28 protein-coding genes are annotated in these 22,321 nt (G+C 56.8%); 18 read left to right on the forward strand and 10 right to left on the reverse strand.

Going from position 1 to position 22,321, the window contains the following annotated elements; genetic code table 11:
* The first annotated feature begins 31 nt into the window (after window positions 1–31).
* Window positions 32–1,135, forward strand: a complete 1,104-nt coding sequence (locus ACR0I0_RS11990; RefSeq protein WP_480491571.1) for a FliM/FliN family flagellar motor C-terminal domain-containing protein — start codon at window positions 32–34, stop codon at window positions 1,133–1,135.
* Between the two features lie 3 nt (window positions 1,136–1,138).
* Here the strand turns inward: ACR0I0_RS11990 and ACR0I0_RS11995 are convergent, their stop codons facing one another.
* The 4 genes from ACR0I0_RS11995 to ACR0I0_RS12010 are packed head-to-tail and all read right to left on the reverse strand — an operon-like array spanning window position 1,139 to window position 3,338.
* Complete coding sequence (locus tag ACR0I0_RS11995; RefSeq protein WP_480491573.1) at window positions 1,139–1,570, reverse strand: protein tyrosine phosphatase family protein; 432 nt, start codon at window positions 1,568–1,570, stop codon at window positions 1,139–1,141.
* Window positions 1,571–1,579: 9 nt separating this feature from the next.
* A complete protein-coding gene (locus ACR0I0_RS12000; protein WP_480491575.1) occupies window positions 1,580–2,011 on the reverse strand; it encodes a DUF6691 family protein in 432 nt (143 codons plus the stop codon).
* Window positions 2,011–2,439, reverse strand: a complete 429-nt coding sequence (locus ACR0I0_RS12005) for a YeeE/YedE family protein (protein WP_480491577.1) — start codon at window positions 2,437–2,439, stop codon at window positions 2,011–2,013. The genes ACR0I0_RS12000 and ACR0I0_RS12005 overlap by 1 nt, the downstream gene beginning before the upstream one ends.
* Window positions 2,440–2,474: 35 nt before the next feature.
* Complete coding sequence (locus ACR0I0_RS12010) at window positions 2,475–3,338, reverse strand: MBL fold metallo-hydrolase (RefSeq protein ID WP_480491579.1); 864 nt, start codon at window positions 3,336–3,338, stop codon at window positions 2,475–2,477.
* Window positions 3,339–3,581: 243 nt separating this feature from the next.
* On the opposite strand from ACR0I0_RS12010, the gene ACR0I0_RS12015 reads away from it, so the two are divergent.
* Entirely contained in the window at window positions 3,582–3,797 is a 216-nt protein-coding gene (locus ACR0I0_RS12015; RefSeq protein ID WP_480491580.1) for a hypothetical protein, read from the forward strand.
* Window positions 3,798–3,806: 9 nt separating this feature from the next.
* On the opposite strand, the gene ACR0I0_RS12020 is transcribed toward ACR0I0_RS12015, so the two are convergent.
* Window positions 3,807–4,025 (reverse strand): hypothetical protein, encoded by a 219-nt coding sequence (locus ACR0I0_RS12020; protein ID WP_171117671.1) that lies wholly within the window; start codon window positions 4,023–4,025, stop codon window positions 3,807–3,809.
* A gap of 160 nt (window positions 4,026–4,185) precedes the next feature.
* Here ACR0I0_RS12020 and ACR0I0_RS12025 point away from each other — a divergent pair, with 160 nt between their 5' ends.
* Window positions 4,186–4,374, forward strand: a complete 189-nt coding sequence (locus ACR0I0_RS12025; RefSeq protein ID WP_171638158.1) for a hypothetical protein — start codon at window positions 4,186–4,188, stop codon at window positions 4,372–4,374.
* Window positions 4,375–4,453: 79 nt separating this feature from the next.
* A complete protein-coding gene (locus tag ACR0I0_RS12030; RefSeq protein WP_152457363.1) occupies window positions 4,454–4,717 on the forward strand; it encodes a DUF2312 domain-containing protein in 264 nt (87 codons plus the stop codon).
* 578 nt (window positions 4,718–5,295) lie between these two features.
* On the opposite strand, the gene ACR0I0_RS12035 is transcribed toward ACR0I0_RS12030, so the two are convergent.
* From ACR0I0_RS12035 to ACR0I0_RS12045, 3 genes are all read right to left on the reverse strand, one after another.
* Window positions 5,296–6,357: a YeeE/YedE family protein gene (locus ACR0I0_RS12035; RefSeq protein WP_480491582.1), complete on the reverse strand. Its 1,062-nt coding sequence runs from the start codon at window positions 6,355–6,357 to the stop codon at window positions 5,296–5,298.
* Window positions 6,358–6,398: 41 nt separating this feature from the next.
* A complete protein-coding gene (locus ACR0I0_RS12040) occupies window positions 6,399–6,707 on the reverse strand; it encodes an ArsR/SmtB family transcription factor (protein WP_152459831.1) in 309 nt (102 codons plus the stop codon).
* A 100-nt stretch (window positions 6,708–6,807) separates the two neighbouring features.
* Window positions 6,808–7,182 carry a thioredoxin domain-containing protein gene (locus ACR0I0_RS12045; RefSeq protein ID WP_171638155.1) on the reverse strand — a complete coding sequence of 125 codons (375 nt, stop codon included), beginning with the start codon at window positions 7,180–7,182 and terminating at the stop codon, window positions 6,808–6,810.
* Window positions 7,183–7,262: 80 nt separating this feature from the next.
* Between ACR0I0_RS12045 and ACR0I0_RS12050 the strand changes: the two genes are divergently transcribed.
* The 14 genes from ACR0I0_RS12050 to ACR0I0_RS12115 all read left to right on the forward strand — a co-directional run bounded on the left by ACR0I0_RS12050 (window position 7,263) and on the right by ACR0I0_RS12115 (window position 20,187).
* Complete coding sequence (locus tag ACR0I0_RS12050) at window positions 7,263–8,003, forward strand: cytochrome c biogenesis CcdA family protein (protein WP_171724378.1); 741 nt, start codon at window positions 7,263–7,265, stop codon at window positions 8,001–8,003.
* A 14-nt stretch (window positions 8,004–8,017) separates the two neighbouring features.
* Window positions 8,018–8,596 (forward strand): thioredoxin family protein, encoded by a 579-nt coding sequence (locus ACR0I0_RS12055; RefSeq protein ID WP_480491584.1) that lies wholly within the window; start codon window positions 8,018–8,020, stop codon window positions 8,594–8,596.
* Window positions 8,597–8,727: 131 nt separating this feature from the next.
* On the forward strand, window positions 8,728–9,204 hold the full coding sequence (soxX, locus tag ACR0I0_RS12060) for a sulfur oxidation c-type cytochrome SoxX (RefSeq protein ID WP_171638149.1): 477 nt from the start codon (window positions 8,728–8,730) through the stop codon (window positions 9,202–9,204).
* Window positions 9,205–9,251: 47 nt separating this feature from the next.
* The gene (gene soxY / locus ACR0I0_RS12065; RefSeq protein WP_152457370.1) at window positions 9,252–9,668 is read left to right on the forward strand and encodes a thiosulfate oxidation carrier protein SoxY; all 417 of its coding nucleotides are present in this window, start codon (window positions 9,252–9,254) and stop codon (window positions 9,666–9,668) included.
* Window positions 9,669–9,704: 36 nt separating this feature from the next.
* Window positions 9,705–10,034 carry a thiosulfate oxidation carrier complex protein SoxZ gene (soxZ, locus tag ACR0I0_RS12070; RefSeq protein WP_171724376.1) on the forward strand — a complete coding sequence of 110 codons (330 nt, stop codon included), beginning with the start codon at window positions 9,705–9,707 and terminating at the stop codon, window positions 10,032–10,034.
* A 70-nt stretch (window positions 10,035–10,104) separates the two neighbouring features.
* Window positions 10,105–10,950 (forward strand): sulfur oxidation c-type cytochrome SoxA, encoded by an 846-nt coding sequence (gene soxA / locus ACR0I0_RS12075; protein ID WP_480491586.1) that lies wholly within the window; start codon window positions 10,105–10,107, stop codon window positions 10,948–10,950.
* Between the two features lie 88 nt (window positions 10,951–11,038).
* Window positions 11,039–12,736, forward strand: coding sequence for a thiosulfohydrolase SoxB (gene soxB / locus ACR0I0_RS12080; RefSeq protein ID WP_480491587.1), 1,698 nt, complete (start codon window positions 11,039–11,041; stop codon window positions 12,734–12,736).
* 24 nt (window positions 12,737–12,760) lie between these two features.
* A complete protein-coding gene (soxC, locus tag ACR0I0_RS12085; RefSeq protein WP_171638141.1) occupies window positions 12,761–14,023 on the forward strand; it encodes a sulfite dehydrogenase in 1,263 nt (420 codons plus the stop codon).
* Window positions 14,007–15,332 (forward strand): c-type cytochrome, encoded by a 1,326-nt coding sequence (locus ACR0I0_RS12090; protein ID WP_209547055.1) that lies wholly within the window; start codon window positions 14,007–14,009, stop codon window positions 15,330–15,332. Before soxC ends, ACR0I0_RS12090 begins: the two co-directional genes overlap by 17 nt.
* 2 nt (window positions 15,333–15,334) lie before the next feature.
* Window positions 15,335–16,042, forward strand: a complete 708-nt coding sequence (locus tag ACR0I0_RS12095) for a c-type cytochrome (RefSeq protein ID WP_171724371.1) — start codon at window positions 15,335–15,337, stop codon at window positions 16,040–16,042.
* Between the two features lie 24 nt (window positions 16,043–16,066).
* Window positions 16,067–17,329: an FCSD flavin-binding domain-containing protein gene (locus ACR0I0_RS12100; RefSeq protein ID WP_480491589.1), complete on the forward strand. Its 1,263-nt coding sequence runs from the start codon at window positions 16,067–16,069 to the stop codon at window positions 17,327–17,329.
* Window positions 17,330–17,410: 81 nt separating this feature from the next.
* Window positions 17,411–17,845 carry a DUF302 domain-containing protein gene (locus ACR0I0_RS12105; RefSeq protein WP_480491590.1) on the forward strand — a complete coding sequence of 145 codons (435 nt, stop codon included), beginning with the start codon at window positions 17,411–17,413 and terminating at the stop codon, window positions 17,843–17,845.
* Between the two features lies 1 nt (window position 17,846).
* The gene (gene hemA / locus ACR0I0_RS12110) at window positions 17,847–19,070 is read left to right on the forward strand and encodes a 5-aminolevulinate synthase (RefSeq protein ID WP_171638131.1); all 1,224 of its coding nucleotides are present in this window, start codon (window positions 17,847–17,849) and stop codon (window positions 19,068–19,070) included.
* Between the two features lie 58 nt (window positions 19,071–19,128).
* Entirely contained in the window at window positions 19,129–20,187 is a 1,059-nt protein-coding gene (locus tag ACR0I0_RS12115; protein ID WP_480491592.1) for a YeeE/YedE family protein, read from the forward strand.
* A gap of 1 nt (window position 20,188) precedes the next feature.
* Here the strand turns inward: ACR0I0_RS12115 and ACR0I0_RS12120 are convergent, their stop codons facing one another.
* Together ACR0I0_RS12120 and ACR0I0_RS12125 are read right to left on the reverse strand one after the other, a co-directional pair.
* Window positions 20,189–21,133: an MBL fold metallo-hydrolase gene (locus ACR0I0_RS12120; protein ID WP_480491595.1), complete on the reverse strand. Its 945-nt coding sequence runs from the start codon at window positions 21,131–21,133 to the stop codon at window positions 20,189–20,191.
* Window positions 21,130–22,056 carry an MBL fold metallo-hydrolase gene (locus tag ACR0I0_RS12125; RefSeq protein ID WP_480491597.1) on the reverse strand — a complete coding sequence of 309 codons (927 nt, stop codon included), beginning with the start codon at window positions 22,054–22,056 and terminating at the stop codon, window positions 21,130–21,132. Before ACR0I0_RS12125 ends, ACR0I0_RS12120 begins: the two co-directional genes overlap by 4 nt.
* Window positions 22,057–22,321: the final 265 nt, after the last annotated feature.

Genomic DNA, 22,321 nt, shown 5'->3' on the forward strand with positions numbered 1-22,321 from the left:
CAGTTATTGAAGCAACTGGTGATCGGGCGCCATGTCACAAACCGTCAGCGCTGCTTTGGCGCGCAAACTGTCTGTTGGACGAAAAGATCTGGGCGATCGCCCGCGTTCGGTTTTGCGGGCGCTGCGCTTGGGGTTTGCGCGGGCAGCAAGTGATCGATTGAACCTTCCCCTGGCTGTCATCGGGGCAAAACAGGCCAGCCGCACGCAGGATGACATGGCGGAATCATTCGCTCAGGATTGGCTTATGTTGGTGTTTGACGGGCCGGAGGGGCGCGCAGGGATTTGCCTGAGCCCGCATGTGGTGTCCGCCATTGTGCAAACCCAAACCATCGGTGAAATACTGCCCGGTGATCCGGCCCCAAGGGCCTTTACGGATACGGACGCCGCCATGGTGGTGCCATTCATCGAAACCGCTCTGACCTTGACTGCCGGCTCAATAGACGCTGCGGCCGAGCAGGTCTGCCTGACGGGATACGAGTTCGCGGCACGTACGAAAGATTCGCGCGGCTTGTCGTTGGCCATGACAGAAGATGAATACCGCGTCTTCGATCTGACGGTTGATCTGGCCGGCGGGGCGCAGCAGGGACAGATCTCGATCTTTCTTCCAGAGCATCTTGCCACGCCGGAAAAGGCAGAGGAGGTCACGGATCCGGCCGGTCCCCGGCTTGAGCAGGCATCGGGTGTTGTTCGGGCGGAACTGAAGGCCGTTTTGTGCCGGATGTCGCTGCCACTGTCCGATCTGTCAGAGATACAACCTGGATGTGTTTTGCCATTGCGCGGGGCGCGCCTGGACAGAACTGAGATATTGACCATCGACCGAAAGCCAACGGGTATTGGCCGCCTTGGTCAATGTGGCGGGTTGCGCGCCGTTCGGTTGAACGAACATTCGACCCTGCCCGCCTTGTCGGGGGACGAAGCGCAGGAGTTTATCGAAAGCCGAGGGAGAATGCAGCCGCACGATGACCTGGTCGAACCGGTTTCCGGCGCGGTGGATGCCATGCCTCCGGAAATTGAGGGCGCGGGTTTGGATCTGACGGACACCGATCTGTCACTGAACGATTCCGAACGGATGGTCGCAGAGATTTCGCAACTGGCTGGCCTTGACGCAGCCGACAGAAATTCCGACGCAGAATAGGGTTTAGTCTGCCTGGCTGCGAAAATGCTCTAGTGCAGGGCGCAGGTTTTCCAGTTGATATCCGGCATTTGTCGTGGCGGCTAGAATGTCGTCCGTGCTCATGCGGTCGCATTGACCAAGGGCCCAGACCACCGAACACCGAGTGCCCGAGGCGCAATAAGCCAGAACCGGGCCATCGCAGCTTTCTGCCAGGTCACGCTGCTGCTTTGCAATCTCGGGCGTTATGGTCTGGTGGGTCAGCTCCAAAACCTCGTAGTCCATGCCTGCCGCACGGACGGCTTCACCGATCGCGTCGGATTGCATGACTGCGGGAACCTCAACATCGGGCCGGTTGCAGATCACCTTGACAAAGCCTGCCTCGGCAATTGCCGGGACGTCTTCTATAGTGATCTGCGGTGAGACAGCATAGCGGGGCGTGATCGGTCGAATCTCCATGCCAAATCCTTAGGCCGCGTTTGCGGCTCTGTCCAGTTGCGCCCCCAGCGTTGGCGCGATGAACATGCCTGCAACCATCGCGATCAGGAAGACCAGGCCACCCAAACCACCATAGGTCAGCGAGGCCATCGCCGGTCCCGGGCAAAGCCCGGCCAAGCCCCAGCCCATTCCGAACAGGACGGAACCAATGATGAGCCTGCGATCAACCTCGGACCTCGGAGGAGATGGAAAATCGCCTCCGGTCAAGGCCTTGCGCCCAGAGGTTAGCCTCCAGGCTACAAGCATCGGCAGGATGGCGCCGCCCATCACAAAGGCCAGGGTCGGGTCCCAGTTTCCGAAAACATCCAGCCAGCCCTGAACCTTGGTCGTGTCCGTCATGCCCGAAATCAACAATCCGGCACCGAACAGCGATCCTGCGAGCAAAGCAATCAAAAGGCGCATCAGATCAATCCCCAAACATGGCGCAGCAGAACGAGGGTCATTCCGCCGGCAAGAATATAGAATACGGTGGCCACGATGCCGCGCAGAGAAAATCGCGAGATGCCACAGACCCCGTGACCCGACGTGCAGCCATTGGCGATACGCGTTCCCACACCGACCAGAAGCCCGGCCACAACAACAAGGCCCAGATTGCTGGTGAGATGCGTTTGGGTCTCGGGGGCGATCAGTGGCCGCAGCAGAAGCGGCATTCCGATCAACCCGGCGATGAAGGCCAGACGTTCAGCTTTGGTGTCGCCGGCCTCACCATCGACAAGGCCACCCAAAATGCCGCTTGCACCCATGATCCTGCCATTTCCAAGCAGGTACATGGCTCCGCCCAGGCCAATCAGCAGGCCACCGCACAGCCCCCAGATCCACTCGATGTTCATGTGGGATAATCCTTTTTAGAGTGACTTGTCTCGCGTCAGATTTTGTTCACCGGCAGCTTCAGGAATACATCGCCTTGCTCATCGGCAGGCGGCATCTGCCCCGCCCGCATGTTGACCTGCAAAGAGGGCAGGATCAGGCGCGGCATGGCAAGGGTGGCGTCCCTTGCGTCACGCATTTCCACGAATTCTTTGATGCTGCGTCCTTGTCCGATATGGACGTTCAGCGCTTTCTGTTCGCCTACCGTCGTTTCCCAGGCGTATTCATCGCGGCCCGGCGCTTTGTAGTCGTGCCCGACAAAGATGCGCGTTTCGTCCGGCAGCGACAGGATTTTTTGGATCGATTCAAACAATGTGGCTGAGGAGCCTCCGGGAAAATCGCAGCGGGCCGTGCCGAAATCCGGCATGAACAGCGTGTCGCCCACAAAGGCGGCGTCGCCTATCACATAGGTCAGGCAGGCCGGGGTATGGCCCGGGGTATGGAGAACATCGCCGCGCATCTGCCCAATGTGAAAACTGTCCCCCTCCGAGAACAAGGCGTCGAACTGGCTGCCATCGCGCTGGAACTCGGTTCCTTCATTGAAGACTTTGCCGAACGTGTCCTGCACGGTGACGATCTGAGCGCCAATTCCAATTTTGCCGCCCAGTTCCTGTTGCAGGTAGGGGGCCGCAGACAGGTGATCGGCGTGAACGTGGCTTTCCAGAATCCATTCGACCTTTAGATCGCGCGCGCGCACAAAGTCGATGATTGCGTCAGCCGATTTTGTCTCTGTGCGCCCCGAAGCATGATCGAAATCCAGAACACTGTCGATGATGGCGCAGGCACGCCCTTGCGGTTCATGAACAACATAGGACACCGTGAAGGTTTGATCGTCAAAAAACGCTTTCACTGCGGGTGTCATGATTTCCTCCGTATCGGTTGTCATTATCATATATGTAAAATGGAATGTGACGCAACATCGAACCTGTGTTTGATGCGCGTCAAGGCATTCACGATTAAATCAGCTTAAACTTTAGCCCATCCGCGCCGGATTGCCGAAAACGCGAATGTGTTGGGCAATATCCTGCACAATTTCAGGTTAATATCAGCGGGTCTTATTCCCGTTACCTATATCTGGGATACTGGCGACACTTGGGAGGGTACTATGACATCAACAAGTCTCTATTCCGAAGCAGAACGGCTTGAACAAGAGCTCAGAAATGCGAGCCTTGATACGCGTTTGGCGCTTCAACCGAGTGTGAGCAAGGTTGTCGACCGTATGCGACAGCAGGGGATGCAGGTGCCGTCCCGCCTGCGGCGTCTGGATGCAGCCCTGTGCGAAGACGCCATTGAAGCGCAGTTCGATAACCTGCCGATTTGAAACAAGTGGTCATCCAAAGGATATCCCGAGGATGACCAGCATCAATCCAAGGACGGACAGGAACAAAGACGCCAGGTTCCAGGGCAAAACGCCCTGAACGGTCGCGCGCAGTTCGTCGTCTGACAGACCCGCCTTGCGCGCTTTCATCACGCGAAGAATGCACCAGATCAGGCCGGCGAGGCCGGTCAGAGAAAGGGCTGCGCCGCCCCAAGTGATGAATTCGAACATGGTGCCCTACATCTCTTCGTGAACTACCCCAGCGCTTACCGGAACGGATCACGCCGTACAAGTGCGCTTGGGGATTGGGTGGGATTGGGTGCTTGCGACCCGGGCGGCGGCATTGTATCCGGCTTCCTGCATCAGATTTCAGCCCTTGGGACCGACGCGTATGGAAGGCATCATCAAAGATCAGACTGCCGCCAACTGTCGCGTGACTGCCGATGAGCCGTGCCAGTTCATCGAACGGTTTGAGGGTCTGGATGCGGTGAAAACAACCTGGTGGAACAGCGGAAAGAAGCCATGGCCGAGGCCCGGGCACGTCGTTGCTTTTGCCTCCAGAAAACTGTTTTGTGTGTAGCAACCACAGCTTGAGACGAATACACGAGGTATGAACTGTATTCTCTTAGCGGTGATGATCCAGAATTGGGAAGAATTGGATGAGCATGTCGGAAGAAGCAGAAGCAAGTTACAAGGTCACCTCTGGGGAGCTGCGCCAATTTGTTGAGCGTATCGAGCGCCTGGAGTTGGAAAAGAAAGACATCGCGGATCAAATAAAGGAAGTGTACGCAGAGAGTAAATCGCGCGGCTACGATGTGAAGGCTCTTCGCAGCATCATTTCTCTCAGAAAAAGAGACAAGGATGATATTGCCGAGCAAGAGGCTGTCATCGAGATGTACAAAGAAGCCTTGGGCATGAACTAAGGCCGGTTCTTGGCAAAAGCACTAATTCATTCAGGCTGACAAAAGCTTTACGAAGAAATGCGTGTCACTTGCCGAGACTGCAACATGTGCAGCCAGACAGGGCGGAGATTTCAAATATCGCAGACCTGGCTGGCTGTGCGGTGACGTCTGCTGCCTCAGTGGCCTTGTGGGTTTGCAGGGTCTTTGCTGACGACGAATTCTCGTTTTCGCTGGAAGATCTTCAATGTGTCAGAAAGCCGAAGCTGCGGTTGCTGAAGACCTTGTTGCCTTTTTTGATAGTTTGTCCGAGGCAAGACCTGCCTCGTGATTGCCTGAAGGCTTGCGGCTCAAAGGCTGGGTTCTTTTAGCATTGAAGATCGTTGAAGATTCCTGTTCCGCCTTTTGCGGAGTGACACATGCGATTGGGCTGTGGAGGTTTCTCGACCGACCCTGCGGCATTGCGGGTGAGAGCGCTGCAAACCATCCTGTCGGTCAACCAAAGGCCGGTCATGCACCAACTTACAAAGCCTGACCACTCAAGTGGGGCTGATCAGCGCGACCGACACCTTTTTGGCATAAGGCATGGTGGTGTTAAGAACTCAGCGCTCGGTAATGAAGGACAGTCCGGACACGAGCTGTCTCAGTCCAAGCGCCGCGCCCGCAAAGATCGCGGCGAATGTCACGGGCGCGCTGTATACCAGAAGTGAAAAGGCAGATATGCCTTGTCCGACGCTGCAACCGACTGCGATGATCGCTCCGGGGCCCATGATCGCCGCGCCCAGCATCTGCCGTTTCAATTCGCGTGGATCTTCGCAGGCTTCCCAGCGAAAATGACCCTTTGACCAAGACCCCAAAAACGCGCCGATCAGAACGCCCGAGACTGATCCGACGGCAAAAGACAAAGTGTTGCCGGACGCTGTCATCAAGTAGAATATCGTGTCACCCAAGGGTGCAGCGAAGGTATGGGTTTGCACCGGCTCACCGTCAAAGCCGTGGGTCGCTACCCAGTTCGTGCCAAGCCAGCCCGAGACAATCGCCAGTCCAACCACAGATCCCCAGAACACCTGCGCTGGCGTGCGGCGGAATTGCTGGTTCGCCAAAGCGAAGACCACCAAAATAACACCGACGGCAGAACCGACGAGCCACGCCGGAACTGAGGTCAATCGTTCAGCTAGAAAGCTGACGCTTTGGGGCGCGCTGATATCCATTTCTACTGGAAACAGCCAAACCCGCAGATATGCCAGGGGGCCGGACATTACGACATACGCCGAAAGGCCCATGATCAGTACGATGACGAAGGATCGAAGGTCGCCACCTCCCAGCCTTGCCAGCGCCCCATAACCGCAGTTCCCGCTGATGGCCATTCCATAACCGAACATGAGGCCGCCCACGATCGAACCGATCGGGTTCCAGGTCTGGGCAAGGTAGCGTGTTCCGACCGGGTCAAGCCACCCGAACGCCATGGCGGCATGGCTTCCAACAATGGCGACGCCAATCGCAACCGCCCACATGCGAAGTCGCCGATCATCGCCTGCGTAAAGGAAGTCTTCGATTGCACCCAACGTGCAAAAGCGACCGATGCGTGCAGCCAGCCCCAAAGCGATGCCCCCAATCAAACCGATCAGAGCAACGGCATTTGCGTCTCCCAATGCTTCGAACATTGCCAGTCTCCTCCCAAAGCTGGCGGCGTCTTGACCGGCTTCTACGTCTCCCGGCAGAAAAGATCGTAAACGACTTCCAGTATTTGCGTCGAACGATCATCAGCCAATCTGTAATAAATTGTCTTACCCTCGCGCCGTGTTTTGACCAAGCCTTCAAAGCGCAGTCGGGATAATTGTTGGGATACGGCGGCCTGTCTCGCCGACAGCATCTCTTCCATCTGGGTGACGGACTTTTCACCCGATGACAGATAGCACAAGATCATCAGACGCCCTTCGTGGCTGATGGCCTTCAGGAAGTTTGATGCCGTCTGGGCATTCTCCATCATTCGGTCCAGATCTTCTGCACACATGTCCTTTGTGAACACCGGCAGTTTCGATGGTTTGTCCAAAAGGATCGCCTCGCTTTCTCAGCTTCACGCATTCAAAACAGTTTATGTAATTTGCCGCCGATTAGCCAGAGGTCTCAACCTGTACCCCTGCGTCACGTAGCATCACGCCCAACAACCCCCAGAAAAAGTCTTCGCCGGGGTAGCCTTCGATCCGGCCGACTTCGTGGCCGTTGTCCAACAAAACAAAGGTCGGAGTGTAGTGGAGAGGTCGTTTTAGGGTGATCCCATCCGGCAGGGTTTCATGGATGTCGACACGCCGAAGCGGGGCGGCATTTCCTTCCTGTGTTTTCGGGTAGATCCCCGAGATTTCGGAATCCCATCGGGCACACCACATGCACCCATCTTCTTCGGCCATCAGAAGCGTCATTTCAGCCCGTAAAGCCAAAGGCGAAACAAGCAACGTGACCGCAAGCACAAGCAGGAAAAGGTGGCGCATCTCAAGCTCCGATTGACCGCAGCGTTATATCTTTATTACTTTGAATGTATGAATGATAGCGTGCCAGGACGGGTTTGACCATGCTCGACATCACTTTTGCAGGGGCTTTGGTCGCAGGGGTGTTGTCATTTCTGTCCCCGTGCATCCTGCCGATTGTGCCGTTTTACCTCAGTTACCTGGCGGGTGTCGGGATGGAGCAGATTTCTGCAAGTTCAGTCATTTCCGGCAACGTTCGCCGCAGGGCAACGCTTTCTGCAATCGCTTTTGCAGCAGGGATCATAACGATTTTCATGGCGCTTGGAGCCACGGCTTCGATATTCGGTCAAATGATCCGCGAATACTTCGATATCCTTCGATGGATTGCCGCGGCCATCATCATGGCGATGGGCTTGCATTTCCTGGGGCTGATTCGCATCGGATTCCTGTATCGCCAGTTTCAGGCGGATGTCGGTGAAACATCTAACCTGAGCCTGATTGGTGCGTATGTTCTGGGACTGGCATTTGCTTTTGGCTGGACGCCCTGTGTCGGGCCCGTGCTTGCTGCAATCCTGTTTACGGCGGCCGGAACCGAGACGGCTTGGCGCGGTGCGATGCTTCTGTTCGTTTACGGGGCGGGAATGACTGCCCCCTTTGTTCTGGCGGCCTTTTTGGTGCGCCCCTTCATGCAGTGGATGGCGCGGTTCAGAAAGCATTTACCCCTGATCGAGAAGGCCATGGGCTGTCTGTTGATTCTGTTCGGCGCTCTGATCGCAACCAACTCAATCAATCGCGTGGCCCAATGGATGCTGGACCATATGCCCTGGCTTGCGGCCATCGGATAATACGGGAGGAAAACATGAAGCGAACATTGTCAGTTTTGATGGCATGCATAGTGGGCGTGGCGGTTTCCGCCGCCGAGCTTGGCGACGACGGGTTGCATAAAACACCGTGGATGCGCGACACGTTCAAAGACCTTCGCGAGGATCTTGAAGAAGCGTCAGATGAAGGCAAGCGCCTGGTTTTGTTTATCGAGCAACAGGGCTGCATCTATTGCAAGAAAATGCACGAAGAGGTTTTCCCCCAGCCCGACCTGGCGGCGTACATCGAAAAGAATTTCTTTGTCGTCCAACTGGATCTGCACGGAAGCACCACGGCCACCGACTTTGACGGGGAAGAGAGCGAGCAAAGAGCGTTGATGCGCAAATGGGGGATTCTGTTTACGCCGACCCTTGTATTTCTGTCGGAAGAGGTTCCCGAGGACGCCACCGCCATTGATGCAGCGGTTGCAGTCATGCCGGGGGCGTTTTCGAAGGGAACAACTTTGGATCTGTTCACCTGGGTCTTTGAAAAGCGGTACGAACTTGAAAATGGTGAAGATTTTCAGCGCTACCACGCACGGCGCATTCAGGAGCGAAACAATGTTTCACAAGACTGAGGTCCGGGGATATAAATAAAAAAATTCATTGTAATGAATTTAATGTTGCGACAGACCGCCCTCGTCGACTACGGTACACAAATGCTTTGGGTCGCAAAGCGCCGTCGGCGTGTTAGCAAATGGGAGGGATCATGAAGCTGAGACTCTTAACATTGGTCTGCGCAATGACAGGGGGTGCCGCGTTTGCCGCGGATACCGACCCGAAAAACGTAACCTATGGTGAATATGGTGCCGTAGAGGTCTCGTTGACCGGCGCAGCCGGTGACGCGGCAAATGGCGCGCTGATCGTTGGCGACAAGTCAAAAGGCAATTGCGTGGCGTGCCACTCGGTCTCGGCTTTGGCCGATATCCCGTTCCATGGCGAGGTTGGCCCGGCGTTGGATGGCGCCGGTGATCGTTGGTCCGAGGCCGAGCTTCGCGGATTGGTTGCAAACGCGAAAATGACGTTCGAAGGCACGGTGATGCCGGCATTCTACAAGGATGACGGCTATATCCGCCCGGGCGACGCCTATACCGGCAAAGCCCCGACCGAGCCCCTGACGTCGATCCTGACAGCGCAGGAAATCGAAGACGTGGTCGCGTTTCTTGCAACCCTGAAAGAGGAATAGTCGCGCTTCGATAGCGTGATTTTTCGAAGATTCAAAGGAGATTGAAAATGGAACTCTCTCGCCGCGAAACTCTGGCCCTTGGGCTGGGCGCCGCGTTCCTGACAATGATGCCGTTTCGTGCAAACGCGGCCGCCGAGGATGCGATTGCCGCGTTTACCGGTGGGGCGGATGTGGCTGACGGCGGTGTTACACTGACGGCACCTGAAATCGCCGAAAACGGAAACACCGTACCGATCGAAGTAAGCGCCCCGGGTGCGGCGTCGATTCTGATCGTTGCAGCAGGCAACCCCGAACCGGGCGTCGCAACGTTCAACTTTGGCCCGCTGGCTGCTGAACAGGCTGCCTCAACTCGTATCCGCCTTGCCGGAACGCAGGATGTCATTGCCGTGGCGAAGATGGCAGATGGCAGCTTTGCCAAGGCATCCGCGACCGTGAAAGTGACAATCGGCGGCTGCGGCGGCTGATAGCCACGCGCGCCTCGAAGAACAGGAGACTAACCAATGGCATCCGGTGTGAAACCCCGCGTCAAGGTTCCGAAGAAAGCCGCAGTTGGCGAAACCGTCACGATCAAGACATTGATCAGCCACAAGATGGAAAGCGGTCAGCGCAAGGACAAAGAAGGCAACGTCATACCTCGATCGATCATCAACCGTTTCACCTGTGAGTTTAACGGCGAAATGGTGGTCGATGTGACGATGGAGCCGGCAATCTCAACCAACCCGTATTTCCAGTTTGAGGCAACCGTGCCCGAGGCAGGTGAGTTCGTGTTCACCTGGTACGATGACGACGGCTCTGTCTACGACGAGAAGAAATCGATCGAGATCGCCTGACGGCTCGACCAATAAGGCAGATCAGCGCCGGACATGACGTTTGGCGCTGGTCCACCAAGGGAGGAACGTAATGAATACAAAGGCATTAACGGCGATCGCGTCAGTTCTGGTTTTCCCAGTGGCAGCATTGGCCGGACCTGACGAAGACAATCTTGTGATCAATGACGAGCTGGACATGACCTCGGTCACCGAAGCGCCGGCGCATCTGGAAAACCTGGACACGATCTATTCCGGTTGGCATTTCCGTACGGATGAAACCCAGGCCCTTCAGATTGATGATTTCGACAATCCGGCGATGATCTTCGTCGACCAGGCTGCCGACCTTTTTGAGACAGTCGATGGGGCTGCCGGCAAAAGCTGTGCCTCTTGCCACGACGGGGTGGAAAGCTTCAAGGGATTGCAGGCTTCCATGCCGAAGGTTGATGCCGAAACCGGCAAGCTGGTGGTCATGGAAGATCTGATCAACGCGTGCCGGACCGAGCACATGGAGGCCGATGCCTGGAAATGGTCCGGCGGCGATATGCAGGGCATGGTCGCTTTGATCGGCCTACAGTCACGCGGGATGCCCATGAACGTTGCCATTGACGGTGACGCCGCCCCGTATTGGGAACAGGGCAAGGAAATGTACTATACGCGCTATGGCCAGTTAGAGCTGAGCTGTGCCAACTGTCATGAAGACAATTGGGGCAATATGATCCGGGCAGATCACCTGAGCCAGGGAATGATCAATGGGTTCCCGACGTATCGTTTGAAACAGGCCAAGCTGATTTCGCGACACAATCGTTTCCGCGGTTGTATTCGTGATACGCGGGCGGAAACCTTTGCCGAAGGTTCAGACGAATTTCGTGCGCTGGAGCTTTATGTTGCCTCGCGTGGCAACGGGCTTTCAGTCGAAACTCCGGCCGTACGCCAGTAACAACAGGCCCGCGTAGGAAGTGTCCAGCGCGGGTTTTTCCGTTAGTTTAACATTCACACATTTATATGTGAAACAGGAAAGCCGAAAGATGATTTCTCGACGTGACTTCTTGCAGGTTTCAATGGCGGCATCGGCTCTGTACGGGGCATCCGGGTTTGGCAATTGGGCCAGGCTTTCCGCACAGCAAAGTCTGACGCAGGATCAGCTGCTGGAGTTTGAGACCTTTGGCAATATCAGCCTGATCCATGTCACCGACATTCACGCACAACTCAAACCGATATTCTTCCGTGAACCCGAGATAAACTTGGGTATCGGTGAGGCAAAGGGGCAGATGCCGCATGTCACGGGGGCCGCGTTCCGCAAGGCCTACGGGATCGAAGATGGCAGCTCGTCGGCCTATGCGCTGACCTACGACGACTTTTCAGCCTTGGCAAAGACCTACGGTCGGGTTGGTGGTTTGGACCGGGTTTCGACGGTGATCAATGCCATCCGTGCGGACCGGCCCGATGCCCTGCTTTTAGATGGCGGCGATACCTGGCACGGGTCTTACACCTGTTACCAGACGGCTGGTCAGGACATGGTCAATGTCATGAACGCGCTGAAACCTGATGCAATGACCTTTCATTGGGAGTTCACGCTGGGCAGCGACAGAGTCAACGAAATCGTCGAAGGGCTGCCCTTTGCCGCCTTGGGTCAGAACATCTTTGATGCCGAATGGGATGAACCTGCGGAACTGTTCAAGCCCTACAAGTTCTTTGACCGGGGAGGTGCAAAGGTTGCCGTGATCGGACAGGCGTTCCCTTACATGCCAATCGCGAACCCGGGTTGGATGTTCCCTGAATACTCTTTCGGCATTCGGGACGAAAACATGCAGGCCGTGGTGGACGAGGTTCGCGATGCCGGTGCCGATGTCGTCGTCGTCCTCAGCCATAACGGCTTTGACGTGGACAAGAAAATGGCAGGCCGGGTGGAGGGGGTCGACGTGATCCTCAGTGGCCACACCCATGATGCGCTGCCCGAGCCCGTTCTGGTGGGCAAAACGCATATCATCGCGTCCGGCTCGAACGGCAAGTTCGTCAGCCGCGTGGATCTGGACGTGCGGGATGGGCAGTTGATGGGGTTGAAGCACAAGCTGATCCCGATCTTCTCTGATGTTATCGCTCCGGATCCTGCGATCACCGCCCTGATAGATGAGCAGCGCGCGCCCTATGAGGCGACGCTCAGTGAAGTGATCGGCAAAACGGACTCGTTGCTCTATCGTCGCGGCAATTTCAACGGAACCTGGGATGACCTGATCTGTGATGCCCTGCTTAAGGAGCGGGAGGCAGACATTGCCATGTCCCCCGGTGTTCGTTGGGGGCCGTCGATCCTGCCGGGGCAGGAGATCACGCGCGAGGACATCTGGAACGTCACTTCGATGTCGTATCCGAATGCCTATCGCACGGAAATGACGGGTGAATTCATCCATGTGATCCTTGAGGATGTTGGCGACAACCTGTTCAATCCCGATCCCTACTACCAGCAGGGCGGGGATATGGTCCGTGTCGGTGGGCTGGGTTACCGCATCGATGTGACCAAGCCGCAAGGGCAGCGGATCAGCGAGATGACCCTGCTGAAGACGGGTGAAGCGATTGATCCGTCGAAAACCTATGTCGTGGCCGGCTGGGCCAGCGTCAACGAAGGCACCGAGGGCCCGCCGATCTGGGATGTCGTCGAAAACCACATTCGCAACCTTGGAACCGTAACGGTGCAAGAGAACACCAGCGTCGATGTCGTCGGCGTCTAAGAAACAGATGGAGACCTAAGAGATATGGATGACGCGTTCAAACCGTCCCGCCGGGCCTTCCTGAAAGGCAGTGCTGCGGTCGCCGCGGGGTCAGTTGCAGGTGCGGCAGTGGCAGAAACGCCCGACCCCCTGATAACAGAGCTTCAGGATTGGGCATCGTACACGGGTGCAGGCGTTGACGAGACACCCTATGGCATGCCGATCAGCTATGAATCCCATGTCGTGCGCCGCAATGTGGAGTGGCTGACCGCCTCTCCGATTTCGTCGATCAACTTCACGCCGATCCACGCGCTTGATGGTACAATCACACCCCAGGGCTGCGCCTTTGAACGGCACCACTCGGGCGCAATCGAGCTGCGCAAGGAAGACTATCGGCTGATGATAAACGGTCTGGTCGATCGCCCGCTTGTCTTTACGTATGACGACATCGAACGTTTCCCGCGCGAAAACCACGTGTATTTCTGCGAATGCGCAGCGAACACCGGGATGGAGTGGGCGGGTGCGCAGCTCAACGGCGTGCAATTCACCCATGGTATGATCCACAACATGGAATACACCGGTGTTCCGCTGCGCACGCTGTTGCAAGAGGCCGGCGCCGATATCTCGCCCGACAAATGGGTCTATGTCGAGGGCGCGGACGCGTCGTCCAATGGCCGCTCCATTCCGATGGAAAAAGCGCTGGATGATGTGTTGGTGGCCTTCAAAGCAAATGGCGAGGCCCTGCGGATGGAACATGGCTATCCTGTGCGCCTGGTCGTGCCAGGCTGGGAAGGCAACATGTGGGTCAAATGGCTGCGCAGGATCGAGGTCGTCGACAGGGCGGTCGAAAGCCGCGAAGAAACATCAAAGTACACCGATGTTTATGCTGATGGCACGGCCCAGAAATGGACTTGGGTGATGGATGCGAAATCCGTCATAACCTCGCCCAGCCCGCAAATGCCGATCAAACATGGGCCCGGGCCGCTGGTGATTTCAGGGCTTGCATGGTCAGGCCACGGACAGATTACCCGTGTCGATGTATCCAAGGACGGCGGCATCACGTGGGAGACGGCACGCCTTGGCAAGCAGGGCGACACCAAGGCTTTGACACGTTTCTATCTCGACACGAATTGGGACGGGGCGCCCATGCTCCTACAGGCCCGAGCAATGGATGAGACCGGCTATGTACAGCCAACCAAAGACCTGCTGCGCGAAAAGCGCGGCGAGAACTCGGTCTATCACAACAACTGTATCCAGACGTGGTACGTAAGCGCAGAAGGGATCGCCGAGAATGTCGAAGTCTCTTAGCCATGTTTTCCTGCCCGTATTCGGCGGCACAGCGTTACTGCTTGCGGGGGCGTTGGTGTTCGCCAACCGAAACTTCGGCCAACTGAAGATCGAAACTTTGGAAACCCGGATTGGTCAGGTTGAGGCCCACGCAGCAGCCGCACAGGAAAAAGCGAAGTCAGAAGCCGAACGAGCAGCCCAGCTTGAGCTCAAAGTCCAGGAAATTCAGGCCGCCGCAGCGGAACGGGTTGCGAATGGCGCGAACCTGACCGCACCTGCGCCCAGCCGCGAGGGCACCTATGGGCTTGGACGGCCTGCGCTGGAGGAAGAGATCGCGGCCTGGGACGTTGACGTTTTGCCGGACGGGCGGGGCTTGCCTGTCGGATCGGGCGACGTTTGGACCGGCGAAGAAGTGTTTGCCGACCGCTGTGCGTCATGTCACGGAGAGTTTGCCGAAGGTGTGGACAACTGGCCCGTTCTTGCCGGTGGGTTCGATACGCTTGCAAACGAAGATCCCGTCAAGACCGTCGGGTCCTACTGGCCGCATTTGTCTACTGCCTGGGACTACATTTCCCGTTCCATGCCATTTGGCGAGGCGGGCACTTTGACCGCGGATGAGACCTATGCGATTGTTGCCTACATCCTGTATTCAAATGATTTGGTGGATGACGATTTCGAACTGAGCAACGAAAACTTCGCCGAATTCGAGATGTACAACAAAGACGGTTTTGTCGTCGATACGCGACCCGAGACCGAGTACGCCGAATCGCGCAAAGAGCCTTGCATGGAAAACTGCAAGGCAGAGGCCGCTGTCACAATGCGTTCCGTTTTTCTGGTCGAGACGCCGCCCGAAGGTGGGTCGAACTCGGTGATGAATGATGCCACCGTTGAGGGGTTGCCGACATTCACTGCGGACGGCCCGTCGTTCATTCCGGCAGCGGCACCCAAGCCCGAGGAAAAAGCCGCCGCGGAGCCAGCCGTTCAAGAGGCCGAAAAGACCGACGAAGCAACGGAACTGGTTGCCGCCGGAGCGAAAGTCTTCAAGAAGTGCAAAGCCTGCCATCAGGTGGGTGAAGGTGCAAAGCACGGCACCGGGCCGGCGTTGAACGGAATTGTCGGGGCCAATGCAGGATCGGTCGAGGGGTTCAAATACTCCAAGGCGATGAAAGCCGCATCCGAGGCCGGCCTTGTTTGGACGGATGAGGAAATGGCGGCCTTCCTGACGAAACCCAAGGATTACATGAAGGGCACGCGAATGTCTTTTGCGGGGCTCAGGAAGCCAGACGACGTTGAGGCCGTGATTGTCTACCTCAAATCGTTCGGAAGCTGATCATGCGGTGGCCGGACATACTGGCGTGCACGGCGGTCTTGGCGGCTTTCGCCACATCGACCTACGCAACCGAAGACCTTGGTGATGCCGAGGCCGGGAAAACGGTGTTCGCCAAATGCAAGGGCTGCCATCAGGTTGGCGAAGGAGCGGAAAACAAAATCGGCCCGCATCTGAATGGTGTCTTTGGGCGCAAGGCCGCGGGCCTTGACGGTTTCAATTATTCCAAAAGCCTGGTGCGCGCGGGAAATTCGGGTTTGGAATGGCACGCTGACACTCTGTCAGCCTATATCGAAGATCCACGTGCATTTGCGTCGGGCACAAGGATGAGCTTTCGCGGTCTGAAAGACCCGGAAGACCGGGCCAATGTGATTGCCTATTTGCGGGGGTTTTCAGACAACCCTCGGGATATTCCCGAAGCGGACCCAACCGCGAAAGGCACGGACCATTCCGTCGATCCAGCGATCCTGGCGATTCAGGGAGATCCCGAATACGGCGCATATCTCAGCAGCGAATGCACGACATGTCATCAGATCGAAGGAAGTGACGAGGGTATCCCGTCGATCGTGTATTGGCCCGACGAGGATTTTGTCGTCGCCATGCACGCATACAAGGACAAAAAGCGGCCACACCCGGTTATGCAAATGATCGCCGGAAGGCTGAGCAATGACGAGATCGCGGCCTTGGCCGCATATTTCAATAACCCAGAGTGATTGTGCCCAAGGGGAGGAAACGCGATGACACTCAATAGACGTACATTTCTAGGAGCGGCCGGGGTGGCGGCAGCCGGATTATCTGCACCGATGGTTCTGGCTCAGGGCAGGCCTCGGGTCGTTGTTGTCGGCGGCGGTGCAGGCGGCGCTACGGCTGCCCGCTATATTGCAAAGGACAGCAAAGGTGAGATCGACGTGATGCTGATCGAGCCGTCGCGGACCTACTACACCTGCTTCTTCTCGAACCTGTATCTTGGAGGGTTCCAGGAACTGTCGGATATCGCGCACAGCTATGGCACGCTTGCCGCCGACTATGGGATAAACGTGGTCCACGATTGGGCCATCGGTGTTGACCGCGATGCCAAGACTGTATCATTGGCTGGGGGTGGCTCGGTTCCGTATGACAAGCTGATCCTCAGCCCGGGTATCGATTTTGTCGACGGGGCTGTTGAAGGCTGGGACGTCTCGGCGCAAAACAAGATGCCGCATGCGTACAAGGCCGGCTCGCAGACAGAACTTCTGAAAGCTCAGATCATGGCGATGCCCGAAGGCGGTACTTTTGCGATGGTTGCACCACCAAACCCGTACCGCTGCCCGCCCGGACCCTATGAACGGGTCTCGATGGTTGCGCATGTTCTGAAAGCAAACAATCCCACTGGGAAAATCATCGTGGCGGATCCGAAGCCGAAGTTTTCGAAGATGGCATTGTTCCAGGAAGGCTGGGCAAACCATTACGAAGGCATGGTCGACTGGATTGGTGAAGACTTCGGTGGCGGCAATGTCTCGGTAAACCCGGACGCGATGACGGTGACCATCGACGGAGAAGAGACCAAGGTCGACGTCTGCAACGTGATCCCGGCGATGAAAGCCGGACGCATTGCCGAAATGGCTGGAGTGACCGAAGGCAACTGGGCGCCGGTGAACGCCGCGGATATGTCCTCCAAGGCGGATCCGGACATCTATGTCCTGGGCGATGCCAGCCAGCAGGGTGACATGCCGAAATCGGGTTTCTCGGCCAATAGTCAGGCGAAAGTGTGCGCGAATGCCGTGCGGGGCGCGTTGACCGGATCCAAGGTGTTCCCGGCCAAGTTCTCCAACACATGCTGGTCGCTGATCGACACGGATGATGGCGTGAAGGTTGGCGCAACCTACGAGGCGACGCCGGAAAAAATCGCCAAGGTGGACGGCTTCATCAGCCAGACCGGCGAAGATGCCGATCTGAGAAAAGCAACTTACGAAGAGTCGCTGGGTTGGTACGCCGGTATCACCTCGGACATGTTTGGATAGAAGTTCTCGGGGGGTTTGACACGGGTCAAAGCCCCCGAAGCTCAATCTGAGAAACTGCGGCTCAGGAGGAGGATCAAGATCATGAAACACTCAATCATCACGGCCGCGTTCTTTGCAGTCTCTGCCAGTCAAGGGCTTGCCGAGGATATCATCACGACCCCCTTTGACGGAAGTTTTGATGATGCCACCTTTGCGGTCGAGTCCGCCATTGTCGGGCAGGGGCTGGTCATCGACTATGTGAGCCACGTTGGCGAAATGTTGAACCGAACGGGCGATGATGTCGGCAGCGACAAACAGATATTCGCGGCGGCGGACATCTTTATTTTTTGCTCGGCAAAGATTTCGCGTGAGGTGATGGAAGCTGATCCGATGAATATCGGCTATTGCCCATACGGGATTTTCGTGGCCGAGGACGATGACGGGGTGAAGGTCGGATACCGAAGCTATCCGGACGGCCCAATGCAAAAGGTCCAGACCCTGTTGTCTGGAATCGTTGAAGAGGCCGTTGGGGATTGAAATGAACTACCGGCAGTATTTTCGAGATCAACTTGATCTACTGAAACAGGAAGGAAACTACCGGGTTTTTGCAGACCTCGAACGTCAATGCGGCGCGTTTCCAACGGCGCGCAGTTACGCAGGGGGTGGTCCCGAACAAGTCACTGTCTGGTGCTCGAACGACTATCTTGGAATGGGACAGCATCCCAAGGTTCTTGCGGCCATGCACGAGGCGATCGACAGATGCGGTGCAGGTGCCGGTGGGACGCGGAATATCTCGGGGACCACGCACGAACATGTGCTTCTGGAGCAGGAGCTTGCGGACCTTCACGGCAAGGACGCAGCATTGCTGTTCACGTCCGGCTACGTATCCAATTGGGCGGCCTTGGGAACCTTGGCGTCCCGCATCCCCGGAATCACGGTACTGTCTGACGAATTGAACCATGCCTCGATGATCGAGGGGATTCGTCACAGCCGTTGTCAAAAGCGGATCTGGAAGCACAACGATCTTGAAGACCTTGAAAGGCAACTTGCGGACCTGCCTGCAAATGCGCCCAAGCTGATCGCGTTTGAAAGCGTCTATTCCATGGACGGCGATATTGCACCGATTGCCGGGATCTGTGATCTGGCGGACCGGTATGGCGCGATGACCTATCTGGATGAGGTTCACGCGGTCGGGCTGTACGGTCCGCGCGGCGGGGGCATCGCCGAGCGCGAGGGCCTGATGGACCGCCTGACCGTGATTGAAGGGACTTTGGGCAAGGCGTTCGGCGTGGTCGGCGGGTACATCGCGGCGTCGAAGGAGCTTGTCGACTTTGTCAGGTCCTTTGCCAGCGGGTTTATTTTCACCACTGCTTTGCCTCCGGCCGTGGCGGCAGGAGCTGCGGCTTCGGTGAAGCACCTGAAGCAAAGCAATGCAGAGCGGCAACAGCACAAAAAGCGCGTGCGCGAAGTCCGGGACAGGCTGGACGATCTGGGTATTCCCCATACACCGAACCCAAGCCATATCATTCCGGTCATGGTCGGCGATCCGGTCAAGTGTCGATTCATTTCGGATGTGCTGATGCGTGATTATGGGATCTACATCCAGCCCATCAACTATCCAACTGTCCCCAAAGGAACGGAACGTCTGCGGATTACGCCGTCGCCGGTGCACACCTGTGAAGACGTGGACCGGCTGGTATCTGCATTGGGTGAGTTATGGACGCAATGCCAATTGGCACGCAGGCCAATGGCTGCGCAATGACGCTGACGAATTGACCAAAGACAAAGACACACACGCAACGAAGTGAGAGTTTCTGTCCATGGAGAGGCTCATCGATTTGCTGGGAGACCCGGGCACCCTGGCGTTTGCCGGAGTGCTGGTCGGTATCCTGTTCGGCGTGACGGCTCAGAAGTCCCATTTTTGTTTGCGCGCATCGACGGTGGAAGTCGCCGAAGGTAAGTTTGGCCCCCGCTTGGCGGTTTGGCTGATCGCCTTTACCGCGGCACTGACGCTTGTACAGGCGCTTGTCTCGCTTGAATTGCTGGACCTTTCCGAGGCACGCGCCATCGCGTCCACCGGCAGCCTTAGCGGTGCGGTTTTTGGTGGGGCGATGTTTGGCATCGGCATGGTTCTTGCGCGCGGATGCGCATCTCGCCTGCTGGTGTTGGCCTCGTGCGGCAATCTACGAGCACTTGTGACAGGGTTGATTTTGACCTTGGTGGCTCAGGCCGCCTACACAGGCGTTCTCAGCCCGGCCCGTGAAGCGATTTCCGGTCTGTGGACCATCTCAGGAGGTGCAGAGCGCGATCTTGCAGAAATAATGGGGTTCCCCCCATCGGTCTATTCGGCCGTCGCCGCAATTGGATTTGTCTTGTCGATCGTGTTTGCCCTTCACAGGAAAGTCGCGCCTGCAAAGATCGTGACAGCCGCCGGAGTTGGCGGGGCAGTGGCGCTTGGCTGGTTCATGACGTTTTCCATCGCGCAGGCATCTTTTGAGGTCGTCCCCGTGTCTTCGGTGACGTTTACCGGCCCGGCCACAGACACGCTGATGGCGTTGGTTGCAGAGCGAAATGTGGTGCTGTCTTTCGGTATCGGTCTTGTGCCGGGCGTGGCCATTGGGGCAGCAGGATCTGCCATCATTTCCAGCGAGTGGAGGATCGAGCGTTTTGGCTCGGACACTCCGATGGAACGGTACCTCGTCGGAGCTGTCCTCATGGGATTCGGGGCGATGCTGGCCGGAGGTTGCGCCGTGGGCGCGGGACTTTCAGGCGGGTCCGCCCTGTCATTGACAGCCTGGCTTGCAGTTTTCTTCATGTGGGTTGGGGCGATAGGAACGCACAGGTTTTTGATGCGGCTGCCGGTATTGCAGCATTCCTGACTTACTCGAACTCCATCTGTTCGAAAACGCGCCCGGCGTTCTTGGTTGCCAGTTCCTCGAACGCGTCCAAATGGGCATAGGGGGACTGATCGACATAATAGGCTTCGGTCAGATCGCCGCCCGCATCCATATGTTCTTGAATCCTGGTTCGTAGATACACCAGGTAATCGCGCGTATAGCGGCGCACCTGATCCATATTTGTGGGATGACCGTGCCCGGGTATGACATATGTGGCATTCAAAGCCTCGAACTCGTTGTCCCAGGTTTCCAGCCAATCCGCGGTATAGGTCTCTTGAAAGATCGGCAGCATGCGCTCGTGGAATGCCATGTCACCCGCGATGACAAGGCTTTGGTTCGGCAACCAGATCGAGATATCGCCGGGGCTGTGGGCCGGTCCGAGGTATTTGGCCTCGATCCGGAAGTCGCCCATCTCGATCACGTATTCATCATCGAATGTCTCGGTTGGGCCTGCCAGAAACGTGCCCTCTGCCTTGTCCTGATTGTATCGTTTCATTCCCTCCAGAATCTGAGGGCCATATTCCTCGAACTCAGCTGCTGCATCCGAATGGGCGACGATTGGAACCCCGATTTCCGACCAGTAGGCATTGCCAAGCATCGCGTGCCCCTGACCGTTCTCGTTGAAGACAAGCGTGACCGGCTGATCCGTAATCGCCTGAATTTCCTTGTGAAGCGCTTGGGCAAGGACATAGGCGGCTCCGCCGTTGACAACGACCACGCCCTCACCTGTTACGATGAAGCTCAGGTTGTTGTTGTGACCAGAGTTTTCGTAGGTCGGCGGAGCGGTTGCGCCAATGGCGGAATAGACGCCAGGGATGAATTCGACCGGCTTGGAATACAGAACGCTTTGCGGATACTGGTCTGCAATATCCTCGCTTGCCCAGGCCGGTGTGACGAAAGCAACCGCAATCATGAGTGATCGTATCATGACGCCTCTCCAATGAATCTGTAGGCAGGACCGGTCTTTTCGACGCGGCCAATTCCACCGTTCGGCAGGTGGAAGCCGATTATTCTCATTTCCTCTTCGGAAACCTGATCCAGAAGTGAGTAACGCGCAGCTGCGGCGACCTGGGGATCCTGATCCGTTCCACTGTGCCAATCGGGGTGTTCAAAGGCCACGTGCGGATTTCCCAGCGCGTCGCCGACGACCATCACGGCCTCATTCCCATTTCGAAGCTCAAAAGCCATGTGACCGGGCGTGTGCCCAAAACTTGCCCGTGCCGCAATGCCCGGAAGTATCTCTTGCCCATCCTCGAAGAACGCGACCTGATCCTCGATTGCTTCCAATCGCCGTTTTGCACCGGCCGCGAACGCGGTGCGATCGTCACCTATCGTGTCCACCGTTGAGGGGTTCCACCAGTAATCCCATTCTTTGCGTCCAATGAGGTGCGTCGCATTAGGGAAAAGCAGGTCGTCGAAATCATCCAGAACACCCCAGATATGATCCGGGTGCGCGTGGGTGAAAACCACATGCGTGACACTTTCGGGCGACAAGCCAATTGCTTTAAAAGTTTCCATAAGTTTGCCCGATGTGGGCATGAAGTCCGGCCCCGCTCCAGCATCGAACAGCACGGTGTTTTCGTCATCCCGATAAAGCGTGACGTTGCACTCTGGCTCGTACTTGGTCGCGTCCGCTTGATAGCGGGTCAGGAATTGCTCGACCGCCTCTTTGGGCATGGCTCCGAAAACAACATCAGGTGGCAATGACAGGTATCCGTCTGACACGGTCGCAATTCGGGCTGAAGGACCGAGCCGCAGCTCTGCCTGAACGATTCTGGCTTGAGCTCCAAGTGCCGCAAGACACGTGGCATTGAACAGGAAGCTGCGTCGGGACAAAGGAATTTCACTCATACGAAATCATTAAAATGAATATTTTTATTTGTAAACGATGGAAGCACCAACAAAGGATCATTCCAAGACGCTGAAAAACCGGCCAGGTCTTCTTTGCGATTGGGCGAAGAACGGTTCTCAGCGGTGGCAAATGGACGCGACACCAAGGTCATGCGCAAAGTGAACGCACAGCGCAATCCGCGCGAAGATGGATTGCCGAGGAAGGGATGATGTCGGAAAGGCGATTGTCACGTGACCTCGAAACAGGGGAGGGACCCAGCCGCAG

This window comes from Ruegeria sp. AG6 (genome assembly GCF_056541565.1).

Coding starts and splice junctions, on each gene's coding strand:
- ACR0I0_RS11990 (WP_480491571.1), top strand. CDS start 32: ATGTCACAAACCGTCAGCGCTGCTTTGGCGCGCAAACTGTCTGTTGGA.
- ACR0I0_RS11995 (WP_480491573.1), bottom strand. CDS start 1,570: ATGGAGATTCGACCGATCACGCCCCGCTATGCTGTCTCACCGCAGATC.
- ACR0I0_RS12000 (WP_480491575.1), bottom strand. CDS start 2,011: ATGCGCCTTTTGATTGCTTTGCTCGCAGGATCGCTGTTCGGTGCCGGA.
- ACR0I0_RS12005 (WP_480491577.1), bottom strand. CDS start 2,439: ATGAACATCGAGTGGATCTGGGGGCTGTGCGGTGGCCTGCTGATTGGC.
- ACR0I0_RS12010 (WP_480491579.1), bottom strand. CDS start 3,338: ATGACACCCGCAGTGAAAGCGTTTTTTGACGATCAAACCTTCACGGTG.
- ACR0I0_RS12015 (WP_480491580.1), top strand. CDS start 3,582: ATGACATCAACAAGTCTCTATTCCGAAGCAGAACGGCTTGAACAAGAG.
- ACR0I0_RS12020 (WP_171117671.1), bottom strand. CDS start 4,025: ATGTTCGAATTCATCACTTGGGGCGGCGCAGCCCTTTCTCTGACCGGC.
- ACR0I0_RS12025 (WP_171638158.1), top strand. CDS start 4,186: ATGGAAGGCATCATCAAAGATCAGACTGCCGCCAACTGTCGCGTGACT.
- ACR0I0_RS12030 (WP_152457363.1), top strand. CDS start 4,454: ATGAGCATGTCGGAAGAAGCAGAAGCAAGTTACAAGGTCACCTCTGGG.
- ACR0I0_RS12035 (WP_480491582.1), bottom strand. CDS start 6,357: ATGTTCGAAGCATTGGGAGACGCAAATGCCGTTGCTCTGATCGGTTTG.
- ACR0I0_RS12040 (WP_152459831.1), bottom strand. CDS start 6,707: ATGTGTGCAGAAGATCTGGACCGAATGATGGAGAATGCCCAGACGGCA.
- ACR0I0_RS12045 (WP_171638155.1), bottom strand. CDS start 7,182: ATGCGCCACCTTTTCCTGCTTGTGCTTGCGGTCACGTTGCTTGTTTCG.
- ACR0I0_RS12050 (WP_171724378.1), top strand. CDS start 7,263: ATGCTCGACATCACTTTTGCAGGGGCTTTGGTCGCAGGGGTGTTGTCA.
- ACR0I0_RS12055 (WP_480491584.1), top strand. CDS start 8,018: ATGAAGCGAACATTGTCAGTTTTGATGGCATGCATAGTGGGCGTGGCG.
- soxX (WP_171638149.1), top strand. CDS start 8,728: ATGAAGCTGAGACTCTTAACATTGGTCTGCGCAATGACAGGGGGTGCC.
- soxY (WP_152457370.1), top strand. CDS start 9,252: ATGGAACTCTCTCGCCGCGAAACTCTGGCCCTTGGGCTGGGCGCCGCG.
- soxZ (WP_171724376.1), top strand. CDS start 9,705: ATGGCATCCGGTGTGAAACCCCGCGTCAAGGTTCCGAAGAAAGCCGCA.
- soxA (WP_480491586.1), top strand. CDS start 10,105: ATGAATACAAAGGCATTAACGGCGATCGCGTCAGTTCTGGTTTTCCCA.
- soxB (WP_480491587.1), top strand. CDS start 11,039: ATGATTTCTCGACGTGACTTCTTGCAGGTTTCAATGGCGGCATCGGCT.
- soxC (WP_171638141.1), top strand. CDS start 12,761: ATGGATGACGCGTTCAAACCGTCCCGCCGGGCCTTCCTGAAAGGCAGT.
- ACR0I0_RS12090 (WP_209547055.1), top strand. CDS start 14,007: ATGTCGAAGTCTCTTAGCCATGTTTTCCTGCCCGTATTCGGCGGCACA.
- ACR0I0_RS12095 (WP_171724371.1), top strand. CDS start 15,335: ATGCGGTGGCCGGACATACTGGCGTGCACGGCGGTCTTGGCGGCTTTC.
- ACR0I0_RS12100 (WP_480491589.1), top strand. CDS start 16,067: ATGACACTCAATAGACGTACATTTCTAGGAGCGGCCGGGGTGGCGGCA.
- ACR0I0_RS12105 (WP_480491590.1), top strand. CDS start 17,411: ATGAAACACTCAATCATCACGGCCGCGTTCTTTGCAGTCTCTGCCAGT.
- hemA (WP_171638131.1), top strand. CDS start 17,847: ATGAACTACCGGCAGTATTTTCGAGATCAACTTGATCTACTGAAACAG.
- ACR0I0_RS12115 (WP_480491592.1), top strand. CDS start 19,129: ATGGAGAGGCTCATCGATTTGCTGGGAGACCCGGGCACCCTGGCGTTT.
- ACR0I0_RS12120 (WP_480491595.1), bottom strand. CDS start 21,133: ATGATACGATCACTCATGATTGCGGTTGCTTTCGTCACACCGGCCTGG.
- ACR0I0_RS12125 (WP_480491597.1), bottom strand. CDS start 22,056: ATGAGTGAAATTCCTTTGTCCCGACGCAGCTTCCTGTTCAATGCCACG.